General features: G+C 67.3%; 17 protein-coding genes. 11 read left to right on the forward strand and 6 right to left on the reverse strand.

Annotated elements, in window-relative coordinates; all coding sequences use genetic code 11:
* Positions 1–27: 27 nt before the first annotated feature.
* From WKW79_RS18265 to WKW79_RS18275, 3 genes are all read right to left on the reverse strand, one after another.
* Positions 28–1,545: a tripartite tricarboxylate transporter permease gene (locus WKW79_RS18265; protein WP_340336592.1), complete on the reverse strand. Its 1,518-nt coding sequence runs from the start codon at positions 1,543–1,545 to the stop codon at positions 28–30.
* A gap of 2 nt (positions 1,546–1,547) precedes the next feature.
* Positions 1,548–2,087 (reverse strand): tripartite tricarboxylate transporter TctB family protein, encoded by a 540-nt coding sequence (locus WKW79_RS18270; RefSeq protein ID WP_340336593.1) that lies wholly within the window; start codon positions 2,085–2,087, stop codon positions 1,548–1,550.
* A gap of 187 nt (positions 2,088–2,274) precedes the next feature.
* Positions 2,275–3,234, reverse strand: a complete 960-nt coding sequence (locus tag WKW79_RS18275; protein WP_340336594.1) for a Bug family tripartite tricarboxylate transporter substrate binding protein — start codon at positions 3,232–3,234, stop codon at positions 2,275–2,277.
* Between the two features lie 139 nt (positions 3,235–3,373).
* Here WKW79_RS18275 and WKW79_RS18280 point away from each other — a divergent pair, with 139 nt between their 5' ends.
* Genes WKW79_RS18280 through WKW79_RS18290 form a run of 3 tightly spaced genes read left to right on the forward strand, consistent with a single transcriptional unit; the run spans position 3,374 to position 5,891 of the window.
* Positions 3,374–4,054 (forward strand): response regulator, encoded by a 681-nt coding sequence (locus WKW79_RS18280; protein WP_340336595.1) that lies wholly within the window; start codon positions 3,374–3,376, stop codon positions 4,052–4,054.
* On the forward strand, positions 4,051–5,457 hold the full coding sequence (locus tag WKW79_RS18285) for a sensor histidine kinase (RefSeq protein WP_340336596.1): 1,407 nt from the start codon (positions 4,051–4,053) through the stop codon (positions 5,455–5,457). Before WKW79_RS18280 ends, WKW79_RS18285 begins: the two co-directional genes overlap by 4 nt.
* Positions 5,457–5,891, forward strand: coding sequence for an RNA-binding S4 domain-containing protein (locus WKW79_RS18290; protein WP_340336597.1), 435 nt, complete (start codon positions 5,457–5,459; stop codon positions 5,889–5,891). Before WKW79_RS18285 ends, WKW79_RS18290 begins: the two co-directional genes overlap by 1 nt.
* A 31-nt stretch (positions 5,892–5,922) precedes the next feature.
* On the opposite strand, the gene WKW79_RS18295 is transcribed toward WKW79_RS18290, so the two are convergent.
* Positions 5,923–6,276 carry a DOPA 4,5-dioxygenase family protein gene (locus tag WKW79_RS18295; protein ID WP_340336598.1) on the reverse strand — a complete coding sequence of 118 codons (354 nt, stop codon included), beginning with the start codon at positions 6,274–6,276 and terminating at the stop codon, positions 5,923–5,925.
* Positions 6,277–6,364: 88 nt separating this feature from the next.
* Between WKW79_RS18295 and WKW79_RS18300 the strand changes: the two genes are divergently transcribed.
* Entirely contained in the window at positions 6,365–6,781 is a 417-nt protein-coding gene (locus tag WKW79_RS18300; RefSeq protein ID WP_340336599.1) for a hypothetical protein, read from the forward strand.
* Between the two features lie 39 nt (positions 6,782–6,820).
* Here the strand turns inward: WKW79_RS18300 and WKW79_RS18305 are convergent, their stop codons facing one another.
* Positions 6,821–8,155 (reverse strand): MFS transporter, encoded by a 1,335-nt coding sequence (locus WKW79_RS18305; RefSeq protein ID WP_340336600.1) that lies wholly within the window; start codon positions 8,153–8,155, stop codon positions 6,821–6,823.
* 54 nt (positions 8,156–8,209) lie between these two features.
* The gene (locus WKW79_RS18310) at positions 8,210–9,415 is read right to left on the reverse strand and encodes a M20 aminoacylase family protein (protein WP_340336601.1); all 1,206 of its coding nucleotides are present in this window, start codon (positions 9,413–9,415) and stop codon (positions 8,210–8,212) included.
* A gap of 278 nt (positions 9,416–9,693) precedes the next feature.
* Between WKW79_RS18310 and WKW79_RS18315 the strand changes: the two genes are divergently transcribed.
* The 7 genes from WKW79_RS18315 to WKW79_RS18345 are packed head-to-tail and all read left to right on the forward strand — an operon-like array spanning position 9,694 to position 16,730.
* Positions 9,694–10,386: a GntR family transcriptional regulator gene (locus tag WKW79_RS18315; RefSeq protein WP_340336602.1), complete on the forward strand. Its 693-nt coding sequence runs from the start codon at positions 9,694–9,696 to the stop codon at positions 10,384–10,386.
* Positions 10,387–10,427: 41 nt separating this feature from the next.
* Positions 10,428–11,399 carry a Bug family tripartite tricarboxylate transporter substrate binding protein gene (locus tag WKW79_RS18320; protein ID WP_340336603.1) on the forward strand — a complete coding sequence of 324 codons (972 nt, stop codon included), beginning with the start codon at positions 10,428–10,430 and terminating at the stop codon, positions 11,397–11,399.
* 15 nt (positions 11,400–11,414) lie between these two features.
* Entirely contained in the window at positions 11,415–12,785 is a 1,371-nt protein-coding gene (locus WKW79_RS18325) for an MmgE/PrpD family protein (protein WP_340336604.1), read from the forward strand.
* A gap of 16 nt (positions 12,786–12,801) precedes the next feature.
* Positions 12,802–13,638 carry an ABC transporter substrate-binding protein gene (locus WKW79_RS18330; protein WP_340336605.1) on the forward strand — a complete coding sequence of 279 codons (837 nt, stop codon included), beginning with the start codon at positions 12,802–12,804 and terminating at the stop codon, positions 13,636–13,638.
* 24 nt (positions 13,639–13,662) lie between these two features.
* Entirely contained in the window at positions 13,663–14,640 is a 978-nt protein-coding gene (locus WKW79_RS18335; RefSeq protein ID WP_340336606.1) for a Bug family tripartite tricarboxylate transporter substrate binding protein, read from the forward strand.
* Positions 14,641–14,659: 19 nt separating this feature from the next.
* Entirely contained in the window at positions 14,660–15,727 is a 1,068-nt protein-coding gene (locus WKW79_RS18340; protein WP_340336607.1) for an Ldh family oxidoreductase, read from the forward strand.
* Positions 15,728–15,764: 37 nt separating this feature from the next.
* Positions 15,765–16,730, forward strand: coding sequence for an MBL fold metallo-hydrolase (locus WKW79_RS18345; RefSeq protein WP_340336608.1), 966 nt, complete (start codon positions 15,765–15,767; stop codon positions 16,728–16,730).
* Positions 16,731–16,783 lie beyond the last annotated feature (53 nt).

Consider the following 16,783-nt stretch of genomic DNA (forward strand, 5'->3'; position numbering starts at 1 on the left):
CGCCGCCGCAAATTCGCCGAATCGCGCTTAGGAGGAAGCCAGCGCCGCCCGCGCCTTGCGCTCGCCGAGACGCTTGGCCAGGCGAGGCAGGATCAGCACGGCAAGCACGATGATGACCAGCGCAATCGACATCGGCCGCTGGAAGAACACCACCGCGCTGCCCTCGCCGATCGACATCGCGTTGCGCAGTTGCGCCTCGGCCAGCGGGCCCAGGATCATGCCGACCACCACCGGTGCGGTCGGGAAGTCGAAGCGCCGCATCAACACGCCCAGGATGCCGATGCCGTAGAGCAGGAACAGGTCGAAGGAGCTCTGGCGCATGCCGTAGGCGCCCACCGTCGCGAAGATCAGGATGCCGGCATAGAGCTGCGGCTTGGGGATCTTCAGCAGCTTGACCCACAGGCCCACCATTGGCAGGTTCAGCACCAGCAGCATCACGTTGCCGATGTAGAGCGAGGCGATCAGCGCCCAGACCAGTGCGGCCGAGGTGGTGAACAGTTGCGGCCCCGGCTGGATGCCGTAGTTCTGGAAGGCGCCGAGCAGGATGGCCGTGGTGTTGCTGGTCGGGATGCCGAGCGTGAGCAAGGGGATCAGCGCTGCCGTCACCGTGGCGTTGTTCGCGGCCTCGGGACCGGCCACGCCTTCGATGGCGCCGGTGGTGCCGAAGTCCTTCTTGTGCTCCGGCTTGGCGAGCTTCTTTTCCGTGGCATAGCTCAGGAAGGTCGGGATCTCGGTACCGCCCGCCGGGATGCAGCCGAAGGGCGTGCCGATGGCCGTGCCGCGCAGCCAGGCCGGGATCGATCGCTTCCAGTCACTCCCGCTCATGTGCACGCGGCTCAGCTTGTTCTGCCCTTCGACGAGCTTGCCTTCGTAGAGCACGGCATAGAGCACTTCCGCCACGGCGAACAGGCCGACTGCGACCAGCACGATCTCGATGCCGTCCAGCAGTTCCGGCACGCCGCCGGTGTAGCGGCCCTGGCCGGAGATCTGGTCGAGGCCGACGCAACCCGCCGCCAGGCCGAGGAACAGCGCCGTCATGCCGCGCAAGGTGCTCTTGCCGAGCACCGCGCTCACCGTGGTGAAGGCCAGCAGCATCAGCAGGAAATATTCCGGCGGCCCGAGCTTGACCGCGAACTCCGCGACGAAGGGCGCGAACAGGGTGACGATGACGGTGGCGATGGAACCCGCCACGAAGGAACCGATGGCCGCGGTGGCGAGCGCCGCGCCCGCCCTCCCGCTCTTGGCCATCTTGTTGCCCTCCATGGCCGTCACCATGCTGGCCGTTTCCCCGGGCGTGTTGAGCAGGATGGAGGTGGTCGAGCCGCCGTACATCGCGCCGTAGTAGATGCCGGAGAAGAAGATCATCGAGGCCGTGACCTCGACCTTGGCCGTGATCGGCAGCAGCATGGCCACCGCGACCGCCGGGCCGATGCCGGGCAGCACGCCGACGGCCGTACCGAGCGCACAACCGACCAGGCACCAGAGCAGGTTGGCAGGGGTGATCGCCAGCGCGAACCCGTGCATGAGGGCGTTGAAGATGTCCATGTTCAGATCCAGCCGGTGTTGGTGAGTCCGGGCAGGTTGATGGCCAGGAACTTGGTGAAGGCCCAGTACACCGGCGCCGAGATCAGGAAACCTGTCAGGGCATCGATGAGCCACATCCGCGGCTGGTTGGCCGCCGCCTGCCCGTTGGCGCGGCGCAGGCCCTGCACGGCCAGCACATAGGTCATCGTGCAGCTCAGGATGAAGCCCAGCGTGGTGATGAGCGCGGCGTTGAGCAGCAGGCCGGCCGACACCCAGACGAAGCCGGGCCAATAGGCCGGCGCGTCATCCGAAGAAGGGGCGTCCAGCTCGCGAAAGCCGCCGGTGCGTGCCTCCCAGATGATCCAGGCGCCGCAGATCGTGAGCATGATCGACACCAGCCACGGCAGGAAGTTGGGACCGACGCCGCCATAGCCGGCCTCGGACGAGATATCGACCGCGCCCATCGCGAGCAGCAGGCCCGTCAACAACACGCCGACCCCGACCAGGGTCTGCGGCCAAAGGGCCGCGGATGGCGTTTCCACCGCGTTATCCGATGTAGTCATTTTTCTGTTCCAAGAATCCCGAATTCAGGGCGTGCGCGCCCCGTCCAGAAACACGCTGGGGCGGGTAGAAGGCGTGAAGATTCCGTAGCGAGGGCGCCGAGGTCGGGTCGAGGAGCGGAACTGCACTCCCGTGCAGTGAGCACCGCAGGCCCGAGATCGGCGTCCGCAGTAGGAATATTCGCGCCTTCTACACCATGCCGGATTTGGTCATGATGGCCCGCAGGCTCGCGAAGTCGTCGTCCACGAACTTCGCGAACGCATCTCCGGAGATGACGGCCGGCGTCCAGTCGTTCTTCTTGAGCGCATCGGCCCACGACGGCGTCTTCAGTGCGGCCAGCACCAGGTCGGTCAGCGCCTTGCGCTGCTCCGGCGTGATGCCCGGCGCGCCGTACACGCCGCGCCAGTTGCCGATCTCGACATCGATGCCCTGTTCCTTCAGCGTGGGCACGTTGATGCCGGGCAGGCGCTGCGCCGAGGTGACGGCGATGGCCTTCATCTTGCCGTCGGCGATGTAGGGCGCGAACTCGCTGTAGCCGCTGCCGCCCACCGTGACGTTGCCGCCCAGGATGGCCGCAGTCGCTTCGCCGCCGCCACGGAAGGCGACATAGTTGATCTTGGAAGGATCGGCGCCGACCTTCTGCGCGATCATGGCCGCGGCGATGTGTTCGGTGGAGCCGCGCGAACCGCCGCCCCACTTGACGCTGCCCGGGTCCTTCTTGAGCTGCGCGACCACGTCGGCCATGGACTTCAGCGGCGAGTTGGCCGGCAGCACGAACACGTTGTATTCGGTGGTCAGGCGTGCCAGCGGCGTGGCCTGCTCCAGCTTGACCGGCGGCTTGCCGGTGATGATGCCGCCGAGCATGACGGAGCCCATCACCATCAGCGCGTTCGGGTCGCCCTTTGAGCCGTTGACGAACTGGGCCAGGCCCAGTGCGCCGGCAGCGCCGCCCTTGTTGTCATAAGTGACGGTGTCGGCCAGCTTTCCATCCGACATGGCCTTGCCGAGCGCACGGCCGGTGGTGTCCCAGCCGCCGCCGGGGTTGGCGGGGATCATCATCTTGACGTTGGCCGCAGCCCAGGCCGACAAGGGCAAGGCACCGGTGGCGGCCAGTGCTGCAAGGGATTTCAGAAAGGTATCGCGACGCATATGAGGAAGTCTCCTGTGGCTGTGGTTCTGACGGGTAGCTGACTGGCTATCATGCGCCGCCTTGCTGTCAGTTTGCTGTCCGGCACCTTGGGGAAAACACTGAACCTCGGCAGGGCATCTGATCGCGCCCAATGCTGGCATGAAACTCCTTCTGGTCGAGGATGACCCATCGATGCAAGCCACGCTGCAGCGCGCGCTGGCCCGGCGCCGCATCGACGTGCGTCTCTGCGGGGACGGCGCACTGGCAGTCGCGCAGTGGCGCGAACTGGAGCCCGACGTGGTCGCGCTGGACCTCAGCCTGCCCAACCTGGACGGCCTGCAAGTGCTGGCACAGGCGCGCGCGGCGGGGCTTCGCACCCCCGTGCTGCTGCTGACCGCGCGCGGCACCGTGGGCGACCGCATCATGGGTCTGAACTCGGGCGCCGACGACTATCTGCCCAAACCCTTCGACCTGGATGAGCTGGAGGCCCGCCTGCGCGCGCTGCGCCGCCGCAACCAGGGAATGGGCGCAGACGACGGGGTGCGTTCGCAACAGGTGGGCGCGCTGCGCTTCGAGGCCGACAGCGGCGCCATCTACAACCGAAGCGAGGTGATGGAACTCACCCCGCGCGAACTGGCGTTGCTCACTGCGCTGATGGCCAAGCCCGGCCATGCCGTGACCAAGGAGCGCCTTTTCGAACTGGTCTTCCCCGGCGAGACCGAAGTGCAGTACGAGGCCATCGAAGTCGTGGTCTATCGCCTGCGCAAGAAGCTGGCCGGCACCGGCACGGCGCTGATGACCTTGCGCGGCCTCGGCTACCTGCTGCGCGAAGAAGGATGAAACGCGCCACCTCGCTGCGCCGCACCTTGCTGATCGGCATCCTCGCGCCGATCGGCCTGTTCATCGTCATCAACTCGATCAGTCTCTACAAGCAGAGCCTGGCCGCCGCCACGCTGGCCTACGACCGCACGCTGCTGGCATCGGCCAAGACCATCGGCGAGCAACTCGACGTCGAAGGCTACGACGACAAGGCCGAGTTGCGCGCGAAGGTGCCCTACTCCGCGCTGGAAGCCTTCGAGGCCGACAACCAGAGCCGCATCTTCTATCGGGTGTCGCACCTGTCGGGCGCGATGGTGTCGGGCTTCGACGACCTGCCGTTCTGGCACGGCAAGATTCCGCCGCGCCCGGCCTATGCAGCGCTGGTCGACTTCTACGATGCCACCGTGCACGGCGAGCCTGTGCGCGTGGCCGTGCTGCTGAACCCGGTGGCCAGCGAACGTGGCCGAGGCATGGCCGTCGTCCAGGTGGCCGAGACGCTGGAGCTGCGCCAGACGTTGGCGCGGCGCATCCTGCTCGACACGCTCTGGCGGCAACTGTTGCTGATGGCGGTGATCGCGGCCGTGGTGGTGCTGGTGGTGCAGCGCGCGACGCGCCCGGTGCGCCGGCTCAGCGCGGAACTGGAGGCACGATCGGAAAGCGACCTGTCGCCCATCGATGCGCCCGATGCACCGCGCGAACTGCGTCCGCTGATCGATGCCACCACCGAGGTCATGGGGCGGCTGCAACGGCTGCTCGACCACCAGAAGCGATTCGTGCGCGACAGCGCGCATCAACTGCGTACCCCGCTCGCGGTGCTGAAGGCGCAGGTGCAATCGGCCCGTCGCGGCGACATGCCGCCCGACGAGGCCTTGCGCGAGATCAACGAGACTGTCGAGCGTGCGACCGCGCTGGCCAACCAGATGCTTTCGCTGGCCAAGGTCGAGCAACTGCGCCAGCAACCGGAGTCGACGCGCATCGACTGGGCCGACATGGCGCGCGAAGTGGCATTGGATGTGTCGCCGTTGATCGCCGACAAGGCGCTGGATTTCGAATTCGAGGAGGTGCCGTCGCCGGTGCGCGCGCACCTCTGGATGCTGCAGGAGCTTACGCGCAACCTGCTGCACAACGCCATCAAGCACAGCCCGCGCGGCGGGCGGCTGCTGGTCGCGCTGCGGCACGAGGATGCGGGCGTCTGCCTGCGGGTGCAGGACGACGGCCCGGGCATCTCGGCGGAACTGCGGCAGCGCCTGTTCGCACCCTTTGCAGCGGGCGACGTGACGCGCGGCTCCGGGCTCGGGCTGGCGATCTGCCGCGAGATCGTGCTGGCGCTGGGCGGGCGGATTTCACTGGACAACAGGGAAATCAATGAACAGGTCGTCGGTTTGACGGCATGGGCCTGGCTTCCGCTGGACAATCCGTCCTGATGGACAGACTCCGCATCGACAAATGGCTCTGGGCCGCACGCTTCTACAAGACGCGCTCGCTGGCTGCGGACGAAATCGGCAAGCACCGCGTGCAGGTGAATGGCGACATTGCCAAGGCCTCGCGCGAGGTGAAGGTCGGCGACCTGGTCACGCTGCGCCAGGGGGCAGTCACGCGGGTGGTGAATGTGCTCGGCCTCAGCGGGATGCGTGGGCCGGCGCCGGTCGCGCAGAAGCTCTATGAAGAGACGCCGGAGAGCATCGCCGCCCAGGCCGCGGCGCGGGAGTTGCGGCGCATGGGCACCGAGCCCGCACACAGCCTGGAGCAAGGACGGCCCACGAAGCGGGATCGGCGGCAACTCGACGACGCCAAGGGCGGGGGCTGGGGAACGCGCTGGAGCGCAAGCATCGACGACGAGAAGGACGACGAAAGTTGATCCGCCGGCACGTGCCGGCATCCGAGGGCGGTCAGCCCATGAAAATCGCCAGGTTCAGCGCATAGGACTTGCCCAGCCAGATCGCGCGGTCCCGATGGTCGCGCAACTCGTCGCCGGTGTTCGGATGTACGAACACGTCCAGCGCGCCGTGGTTCAGCGCAAGCCAGCCGATGACATGGGGAAAGTCGGCCGCGGGGATGGCCAACTGGTAGCTCCACATCGGATGCGGGCCCACCGGCTTCTCATGGAAACGGCCCATCTCCATGCGCCCGGCCAGTTCCTTCTCGATGGTCTCGCGCAACGCCCATGCAGCATCACGCGACTGCCCATCGAAGTAGACATGCGCATGCCAGCTCTCGATGGTGGTGGGGTTCAGTGGGTTCATGAAAGCGGAGTCTAGGCGCGTGCATCCAAAACGTCTTGCGTGACGTACTCGCCAGGCAGATTCACAATGTCCCGCAGAAAGGATCGCCATGAACCCCATCTCCTGGAAGCGCCGCGTGGTCCTGTTCTTCCAGCGCTTCTGGCAGCCCACCAGCGCCTGCATGACCTGCATGCCGGGAAGCCTCGGCAATCTCCTGAGCCTGCCGCATTGGGCGACCGCATTGCAGACGGGCCTGATCACCGGCATTCTCGCCTTGCTGCTGACCTTTACGCCCGTGGGCAGGCTCTATGGCAACCGATACGGCACCGCGCTGCTCGTGGGCCTGCTGACGACGCTCGGCGACACCTTTGCGCACGAGAACCACTATGGCGGCTTTCACCTTGAAGCCGTGCTCACGGGCATCGTGTCGGGGCTGCTCTCGCTCGTGGGCTCGTACCTCTTCGAGGATCGCGCGCGACGGCTGCGTGCGCTGTGGGCGCGGGTGACCGGCCGGGTCAGCGCCTAGCCCCACCTCCGCACACGGCCATCGCCTGCTGCCGGCGACTCAACGCTCCAGCGTCTTGCTGCGCGTCTCCGGCAAGGCCAGCATCGCCAGCACGCAGACGATGCTGGTGCCGGTCACATACCAGGCCGGCGCCGCGGGGTTGCCAGTCGCGCCGATCAGCCAGGTGATGATGAACTGCGTGGTGCCGCCGAACAGCGACACGCCCACTGCGTAGGCAATCGACATGCCCAGCGCACGCAGGTGGTTGGGCAACAGTTCCGGGACGATCACGAGCGATGCCGCACCGCTGATGGCCGTCATGCCGCCCAGCAGCGTGGTCACGAGCAGCAGGTTGGTGAAGCTGGTGTGCTCGATCAGCAGCATGAAGGCCGGGTAGGTCAGCAGCGCCAGCGCCACGCGCGGGATCACCATGATCCAGCGGCGGCCGTAGCGATCGGCCAGCCAGCCGCCCACCAGCGAAAAGACGAAGGTCGCGAGCCCGAACACGACGGTCGCGGTCATGCCGATCACGGGCGACAGCTTCAGCGTCGAGATCGCATAGGTCGTCATGTAGTTGCCGACGTAGGTGGACACGGTGCCGCCCATCACGACCAGGATGCCGAGCAGGATGAGCTTCGTGTAGCTGCCAAGGCCCTCGCGCTTCGCGCCGGCGGTCGTTTCAACGGGGCCATGCTCCAGCGTCTCCGGCATGCGGCGGCGCAAGTAGATGGCGATCGGGATCAGCAGCAGGCCCAGGATGAAAGGCACGCGCCAGCCCCAGGCCAGCATCTGCTCCTGTGACAACGAAAGCGTCAATGCCACGCCGATGGTCCCGGCGACCAGCGCGGCGAGGCCCTGGCTGGCGAGTTGCCAGCTGCCATAGAGGCCGCGCTGGCCCTTGGGCGCGATCTCGATGAGGAAGGCCGTGGACGGTCCGACCTCGCCCCCAAGCGCAAGCCCCTGCACCAGCCGGCACAGCACCACGATGATCGGTGCGGCCATGCCGATGCTTGCATAGGACGGTGTCAGCGCCAGGCCCAACGTGCCGATCGTGATGAGCGCGATGGTCAGCAGCATCGCGGGCTTGCGGCCGGCGCGGTCGGCAAAGGCTCCAATCAGCACACCGCCGATCGGCCGCGTGACGAAGCCGACGCCGAACACCGCCACCGACAGCAGCAGACTCATCAGCGGCGTGGACGCGGGGAAGAAGGTCTTGCCGATGTAGACCGCGAAGAAGGCATAGGTGGTGAAGTCGTAGAACTCCATCGCGTTGCCGGCGACCGTCGCGGCGACGATGCTGCGCGAGACGCGCTCGGTGCGCGGGGCGGCACCGCCGCTGTACACGTCGGTGGCGGCGTGTCGCCAGACCGCTGTTTCCTGTGGTGTGGTGCTCATGTCGCCCTCTTTCTGTTGTAGTGGACGTTGCCCTCGCGGGGCCGGAAGAACCGTTCAGGCGGCCAGCGGCGCATTGCTCAGGTAGCGCTCGGCCAGGCGGGTCCAGTAGGCCGCGCCGATCACGACGTTGTCGTCGTTGAAGTCGTAGGCCGGGTTGTGCACCATGCAGGCGCCGGCACTGTCGCCGTCACCGTTGCCGATCAGCAGGTAGCAGCCCGGGCGCTTCTCGAGCATGAAGGCGAAGTCTTCGCTGCCGGTGAGCGCCGGGCCATGCAGCGTGACGTGCTCTGCCCCCACCAGTTCGATGCCGACGCGCCGCGCGAACTCGGTTTCGGCGAGCGTGTTGACCAGCGCCGAGTAGCCGCGCTGGTAGTCGATCTCCGCCGTGACGCCGAAGCTCTGCGCCTGCGCCTGGGTGAGTTCGGTGATCCGCTTCTGCAGCAGGTCGCGCACGCTCTGCTCCAGCGCGCGCACGCTCAGGGCCAGCCGCGCGCTTTGCGGGATCACGTTGTTGGCGATGCCCGACTGCAGCATGCCCACGGTGACGACCGCGGTCTGCTGCGGATCGACGTTGCGCGAGACCACGGTCTGCAAAGCCATCACCAGGCTGGCCGCGGCCACCAGCGGATCGGCCGCGCGGTGCGGCATCGCGGCATGGCCGCCGCGGCCGTTCAGCGTGATGAAGACCTTGTCGGACGAGGCCATCATCGGGCCGTCGCGGAACACCAGCTTGCCCTGCGGATGTCCGGGCATGTTGTGCATGGCGAAGATGGCGTCGCAAGGGTACTTCTCGAACAGGCCGTCGTCCATCATGCGCATGGCGCCGCTCTCGCGGGTGCCGTATTCCTCGGCAGGCTGGAAGATCAGGTTCAGCGTGCCATTGAACTGCGCGCGCTCCGCCAGCGACCTCGCGGCACCGAGCAGCATGGCGGTGTGGCCATCGTGGCCGCAGGCATGCATCACGCCGGCATTGCGGCTCGCGTACTTGAGGCCGGTCTCTTCCTTGATCGGCAGCGCATCCATGTCGGCGCGCAGGCCGATCGAGCGGGTGCCGCTGCCGCGTTTCAACTGGCCCACCAGGCCCGTGCCGCCGAGGCCGCGCTCCACGCTGTAGCCCCATGCCTCCAGGCGCTCGGCGACCAGGTCGCTGGTGCGCTGTTCCTTGAAGGACAGCTCGGGATGATGGTGGATGTCGCGCCGGATGGCGATGAATTCATCGGCATGGGGCCGCAGCGCTTCCAACGTGGCTTCAGTGCTCATGGGGTTCATCCTTTGGAGTGAACTTGAGGGATCTTCGGCGCGGGAACTTCGAGAGCCTAGCCACTTCGGGCAACGCTTTCAATGCACGCAGACCCCGAAATGCGTCGCGCCTTCCTGACCAATTCGTCAGGTTTGCTGCGCCTCGCACCGGCCCGGCCCGGCCGCGATGAGGTTCAACGAAGGTCTCGACCACCCGCCCGGGTACTTTCCCCGATGTGCAGGTACTGGGCCCGCTTTGGTATGTCGTATACGATATTCCACGTACAAAGGACTTCCCCATGATGCCCTGGCTCTCCGCTCCGGCGGCCGACCACCTCTCCACGGTGCGCGACATCCCGCTGGCCAAGCTGGTGCGCGACGACATGCTGGCGATGATCCTGCGCGGCGAATTGCAGCCGGGCCAGCGCATCAACGAGCCCGACGTCGCGGCGCGCCTGGGCATCTCGCGCGTGCCGGTGCGCGAGGCATTGCGTGAACTGGAGAGCACCGGCCTGGTGGTCGCGCGCAAGCATGCAGGCGTGTTCGTGCGCGAGCCGGACGAGGAGGAAGTGCGCGAGCTGTACGAGATGCGCGGGCTGCTCGACGGCTATGCCGGCCGGCGCGCGGCGCGGCTGGAGACTGCCGCGCGCATCGCGTTGGCCGATGCGCTCGACGCGTCGATCGTCGTCATGAACGAAGCCTTCGCGGCGCACGACGTGCAGCGCTACTACCGCGAGAACCTGCACTTCCACTGGGCCATCGTCGAGGCCGCCGGCAACCATGCGCTGGCCGCCACCTACCAGGGCATCGTGCAGAAGCTGCACCTGTCGCGGCTGAAGAACCTGTCCCAGGACACCGGCATGCGCGCCTCCATCGCGGATCACACGAAGATCGCGCGGGCCCTGCGCAAGGGCGACATCGCACGCTGCGAGGAACTGATGGCGCGCCATGTCGGCGACGCTTACGACCGGCTGCAACGCACCCGCAACTGAACGCCGGACCCGCCGCATTCGTCGAGCCAAGGAGACATTCCATGCAACGCCGTGCCTTCAACTTCGCACTGCCCTCAGCCCTGCTCGGGCTCCATGGCCTCGCCCGCGCCCAGCCTTTCCCGGCCCGGCCCATCCGCTACATCGTGCCGGTCTCGGCCGGCGGCGGCAGCGACATGGTGGGCCGCACGGTGACGGAGCGCTGGGGCAAGCTGCTGAACCAGCCCTTCGTGGTGGACAACCAGGGCGGTGGCGGCGGGGTGATCGCATCGCAGACCACGGCGCGCGCGCCGGCGGACGGCTACACGCTCATGCAGGGCTACGTCGCCACGCATGGCACGAGCCCGGCCACGCGAAAGGTGCCCTACGACCCGGTCAAGGACTTCACGCCCATCGGCATGATCGGCGGGACGCCCAACGTGCTGGTCATCAACGTGGACGTGCCGGCGAAGGACTTCTCGCAGTTCATCGCGCATGCCAAGGCCAACCCCGGCAAGCTCAGCTACGGCTCGGCCGGCCAGGGCTCGCTCACGCACCTGACAATGGAACTGTTCAAGGGGCAGACCGGCCTGGAGATGACGCACGTGCCTTACCGCGGCATCGCGCCGGCCTTCACCGACCTGCTCGGCGGACAGACGCAGGCGATGTTCCCTGGCCTGGCCGCGGCCATGCAGTACATCAAGTCGGGCCGCGTGCGCGCGCTGGCGGTGACCGGCAAGGAGCGGCATCCGCAGATCAAGGACGTGCCGACACTGGAGGAACTCGGCCTGCCCGGCTTCGACGCGATGCAGTGGTATGGCGTGGTCGGCCCGGCTGGCATTCCGGCCGACGTGGTGGGCCAATTGAACGACACGCTCAATGCTGTGCTCAAGGCGCCCGACCTGGCCGACAAGCTGGCCGTCGAGGCGGTGCAACCGATGCCGATGACCTCGAAGGAATTCGGCGAATACATCCGCGCCGACCTCGCGCGCTGGACCCAACTGGCACGCGAACGCAACATCGTGCTCGAGAACTGAAGGGACCCTTCACACATGGCACGCAACACGCAGGTCGCTGCAGACCACAACGCCCCGCCCATCACGCGCATCCTGGCCGAGTTCGCCGCCAACCATCCCTCACGCGGCTGGAGCGATGCGGTCGACCACGAAGCGCATCGCACCTTCCTCAACTGGCTGGGCTGCGCGGTCGGCGCCGCGAAGCATGAAGCGGTCGAGGCCGCACTGGCCGCGGTGCGCGAGCTTCAACCCGCGCCGCAAGCCACCCTGCTCGGCCGCGCGGACAAGGTCGACATGGCCAGCGCTGCCATGCTCAACGGCATCAGCTCGCACACCTTCGACTTCGACGACACGCACCTCAAGACCATCATCCATCCGGCCGGGCCGGTGGCCTCGGCGTTGCTGGCCTTGGCGGAACACACGGGCGCGAGCGGACGCGCGGTGATCGACGCGCTGGTGCTGGGCATCGACGTGGCTTGCCGCCTCGGCAACACGGTCTACCCGGACCACTACGACCGCGGCTGGCACATCACGGGCACCACCGGCATGCTCGGCGCGGCGGCCGGTTGCGCGCGCCTGCTCGGCCTTGACGCGGAGCGCACCGCCATGGCGCTGGGTATCGCGGCATCGCAACCGGTCGGGCTGCGGGAACAGTTCGGCACCATGACCAAGCCCTTCCATCCGGGCGGGGCGGCGCGTGCCGGCCTGATGGCCGCGTTGATGGCGAAGCACGGCTACACCGCCAGCCCGAAGGCGCTCGAAGCACCGCGCGGCTGGGCACAGGTGGTGTCGCCGAAGCATGCGTGGAACGAAGTGACCGATGAACTGGGCGAGCGCTTCGAGATTTCGTTCAACAGCTACAAGCCCTTTGCCTGCGGCATCGTGATCCATCCCAGCATCGATGCTTGCGTGCAGTTACGCGAGCGCGGCATCGCACCCGGGCAGGTCGAGCGCATCGAGCTCAAGGTGCATTCGCTGGTGCTGGAACTCACCGGCAAGAAGGAGCCGGCCGATGGCTTGCAGGGCAAGTTCAGCGTCTACCACGGCTGCGCGGCGGGCCTGATCTTCGGCCGCGCGGCGGAGGAGGAGTTTGCGGATGACATCGTGACTCGCGCCGACGTGGTCGCATTGCGCCGCAAGGTGGTGGCCACGGTGGACGACGGCATCGACGAGGCGAGTGCGGATGTGACGGCGGTGCTTGTCGATGGGCGTCGCGAGCATGTGTTCGTGGAGCATGCCATCGGCTCCCTGCAACGACCGATGAGCGATGCGGACCTGGAGCGCAAGTTCCACGGCTTGTCCGATGCGCTCCTGGGTGCGCAGAGGAGCAATGAATTGTTGAAGGCCTGCTGGACGCTGGGTGATGCGCAGGATGTGCACGGCTTGACCACACTGGCGAGGCCGTAGCGCCATGGAAACAGGAATGACGAAACGCCACGACTCGCCTGACGGCTTCATCGGCAGCCGCCGCACTTTCTGCGCCGCAACCGCACTCGTGCTGGCCGGCTGTGCGGCCACGCAACCCGACCCGCGCGCAGGCGCCATCGCCGAACTCGGCAGCACAGGCAAGCTGCGCGCGGCCATCAACTTCGGCAACCCGATCCTCGCCAACCGCGGCGCGGACGGCGAGCCGCGCGGCGTGTCGGTGGACCTCGCGCGCGAGGCCGCGCGGCGGCTCGGCCTGCCTGTCGAGCTGGTGCAGTTCAACTCCGCAGGCAACGTCGTCGACGCGGTCAAGTCACGCACGGTCGACCTGGCCTTCGTCGCGATCGACCCGGTCCGCGGTGCCGACATGGACTACACCGCGCCCTACGTGATCATCGAAGGCGCCTACCTGGTGCGCAACGAATCCTCGCTGCGCCGCAACGAGGATGTGGACCGCGCCGGCACGCGCATCGCCGTGGGCCGGGGCAGCGCCTACGACCTGTTCCTCACGCGCGAGATCAAGTCCGCCACGCTGGTGCGCGCGGCGACCTCGCCTGCCGTCACCGACCTCTTCATCGCGCAGAACCTGGATGTCGCTGCCGGCGTGAAGCAACAGTTGGAAGCCGACGCGAAGCGCGTGGGCAATGTGCGCCTGCTGCCGGGCCGCTTCATGGTGATCGAACAGGCCATGGGTGTGCCCAAGGGCCGCACCGCCGCGCAGGCGTGGCTCAGCGGATTCATCGAGGAGATGAAGGCCTCCGGCTTCGTCGCAGACGCCTTGCGGCGGCATGGCATCGAAGGCGCTGCAGTGGCGCCGCCGCGTGCCCGCACCTGATTCCGATCCCTACGGATGCACCTCATGACCTTTTCACGCCGCACGGCCATCGCCGCCCTCGCCTCCACCGCCACGGTTCCGCTTCGCGCATGGGCGCAAGGCGCATGGCCGACCAAGCCGATCCGCCTGGTCATCCCGCTCGCACCCGGCAGCGCCGTCGACAACGCGGCCCGCGTGGTGATGCAGAAGATGTCGGAAGGCCTCGGCCAGGCCTTCGTGATCGAGAACATCCCCGGCTCGGCCGGACTGATCGGCGCCGAAAAGGTGGCGCGCGCCGCGCCCGATGGCTACACGCTGGGCGGCTTCAACGACAGCGTGCTGACCATGGTGCCCAACATGCAGGCGCACATGACGTGGAACGCGCTCACCGACTTCGAGCCGGTGTCGCTGGTCGGCACCGTCGAATGGGGCCTGGTCGTGAAGGCCGATTCGCCCTGGCGCACGCTGGCCGACTTCATCGCGGCAGCCAAGGCCGCGCCCGGCAAGCTGACCTATGGCTCGGGCGGCAACGGCAGCCCGCAGCACATCGGCATGGCGTTGCTCTCCGGCCGGGTCGGCATCGACCTGCTGCATGTGCCGTACAAGGGTGCGACGCCAGCGGCGGTCGCGGCTGCGGCGGGCGAGGTCGACGTGTGCATGCAAGGACTGGGCACGGTGGTGTCGCTGATCCAAGCGGGCAAGCTGCGATTGCTGGCCGTGTCGTCGGCGACGCGTCAGCCGCAGTTTCCGGACGTGCCGACCTTCGCCGAGGCCGGCACGCCCGGCTTCACCTTCAACTCATGGTTTGCGCTGGTGGCGCCAGCGGGTACGCCGAAGGAGATCGTGGCCCGGCTCAATGCCGAGATCGCAAGGACGCTGGCCGACCCCGCGATGAAGGAGAAGCTGTCGTCCATCGGCGTGACGCCGCGCGGCATGCCCGCCGCCGAATTCGGCCAGGCCTTGAAGACGCAGTACGCGCTCTATCGCAAGCTGATCATCGAGCAGGGCATCAAAGCCGAATGAAAGGCCTCGCGCTATCCACATGAATGCATATCGAGTTTCACAAGACGCGCTTCGGCGCTTCATCGAGGCGGTCTTCATCAACGAGTGCTTGCCACCGGCGGATGCCGCCACGGTCGCCGCCCTGATGGCCGAGGCCGACCTGCAGGGCAGCGATGGGCACGGCGTGATCCGCCTGCTGCCCTATCTCAAGCGCCTGCGCGCGGGCGGCATCAACAAGCATCCGAAGATCCGCGTGGTGCATGAGCGCGCGGCCATGGCGGTGGTCGACGGCGACAACGGCATGGGGCACCTGGTCGTCACGCGGGCCGTGGACATTGCCATCGAGAAGGCGCGCAGCGCCGGTGTCGCATGGGTCGGCACGCGCTTCAGCAACCATGCGGGGCCTGCGTCGCTGTATGCGCGCCGGCCGTTGCAGCACGACATGCTCGGGCTCTACTTCGCGGTGGGCAATGCCAACCACCTGCCGCCGTGGGGAGGCACCGAGGCGCTGTTGTCTACCAACCCCATCGCGGCCGGCATCCCGGCCGGCGACGAGCCGCCCGTGGTGCTGGACATGGCGACGACCGTAGCGGCCTACGGCAAGGTCAAGGCGCTGGCCAAGCGTGGCGAGCCGATGCCGACGGGCTGGATGGTCGACCGGCAGGGCGAGCCACTGCTGGACCCCAAGCGATCGAACGAAGGCTTCCTGCTGCCCATCGGCGGCTACAAGGGCTACGGGCTCGCGCTCATCGTCGGCCTGCTGTCCGGCACGCTGGGCGGCGCGGCAATGGGTCGGGACGTCATCGACTTCAATGCGGACCATGTCTCGGTCACCAACACGGGGCAGGCGATCCTGGTCATCGACCTGGCGGCCTTCGGCGACCCTGCGGTGTTCAAGCAGGCGGTCGACACGCTGGTGCGCGACATCCGCGGCAGCGAGCGCATGCCCCATGTCGAGCGCATCTGGTTGCCCGGCGAACAGAGCTTCGACAAGCGCCGCAAGCATGCGCAGAACGGCATCCCGCTGGCGCCTGCGCTGCTCGATGAACTCGACGCGCTTGCTGCCGAGACCGGCGTCACTCCGCTGGCGCGGCTGGCACCAACTTGAGCATCAACTTCCCTTCGACATCAACCAAGAGGACTCCATGAAACGCTCGATCAAGTTCACCGCCATCGCCCTAATCTCCACGTTGGCGGCCCTTCCCGCCTTGGCCCAGAACGTGAAGGTGACACCGCTCGGCGGCATCGACGGCGAGTTCTGCCCGCAGGACCGCGCACTCGTCTTCGAGGACCCGAACGGCACTCGCATCCTCTACGACCCGGGCCGCACCGTGGCCGGCGCGAACGATCCGCGCCTGGGCAAGATCGACATCATCCTGGTCAGCCACATGCACGGCGACCACGTCGGCAATGCGCACAACAAGGAGCCGAACTCGGGCACCTGCGCAAGCCCCGACGTGTCCGTTTCGGCGCTGCCCAACACCAGCGCCGTGGAGATCGCGCTGGCCAAGAAATCGAAGATCGTCACCGGCAGCGAGATGCCGCCCTTCTTCGCGGCCAAGCTCAAGGCCAATGGCGGCGATCCGGCGAACTCCGTGCTGGCCCGCTTCGGCGGCAGCGTGGTGGTCGGCGGCGTGCGCATCGCGACGGTGTTGGCGCTGCACAGCAACGGCGTGGACCCGGACTACGTCGGCGGCGACCTCGGCAAGGCGATGAAGGACGCGGGCATCGCGGGCAATGTGGGCGACGCGACGGGCTACGTGCTGACCTTCAGCAACGGCCTGGTGGCCTACCTCTCCGGCGACACCGGCATCCTGGCCGACCAGGAACGCGTGGTGCGCGACCACTACAAGGCGAAGCTGGCCGTCATGAACATCGGCGACGGTTTCACCACCGGGCCGGCCGAGGCAGCCTACGTGATGAACGAACTCGTTAAGCCCGCCTCCGTGATCGTGTCGCATGCGAACGAGGTCGGCACCGTCGGCGGCAAGGTCCGGCCGGGCAGCAAGACGGAGGCCTTCCTGAAGGCGGCGAAGATGCCGGCGTTGGTGCCGCTCTCGGGGAAGACGATGGTGTTCGATGCGGCGGGGAAGGCTGTGGCGACGGATTGAATCCGGCGGGAGTTCCTCCCCCTTTTTGGGGAGGAAAAGACCACATGAATCGG

Origin of the sequence: Variovorax robiniae (assembly GCF_037889955.1) — a bacterium.
GTDB classification, from domain to species: Bacteria; Pseudomonadota; Gammaproteobacteria; order Burkholderiales; family Burkholderiaceae_C; genus Variovorax; species Variovorax robiniae.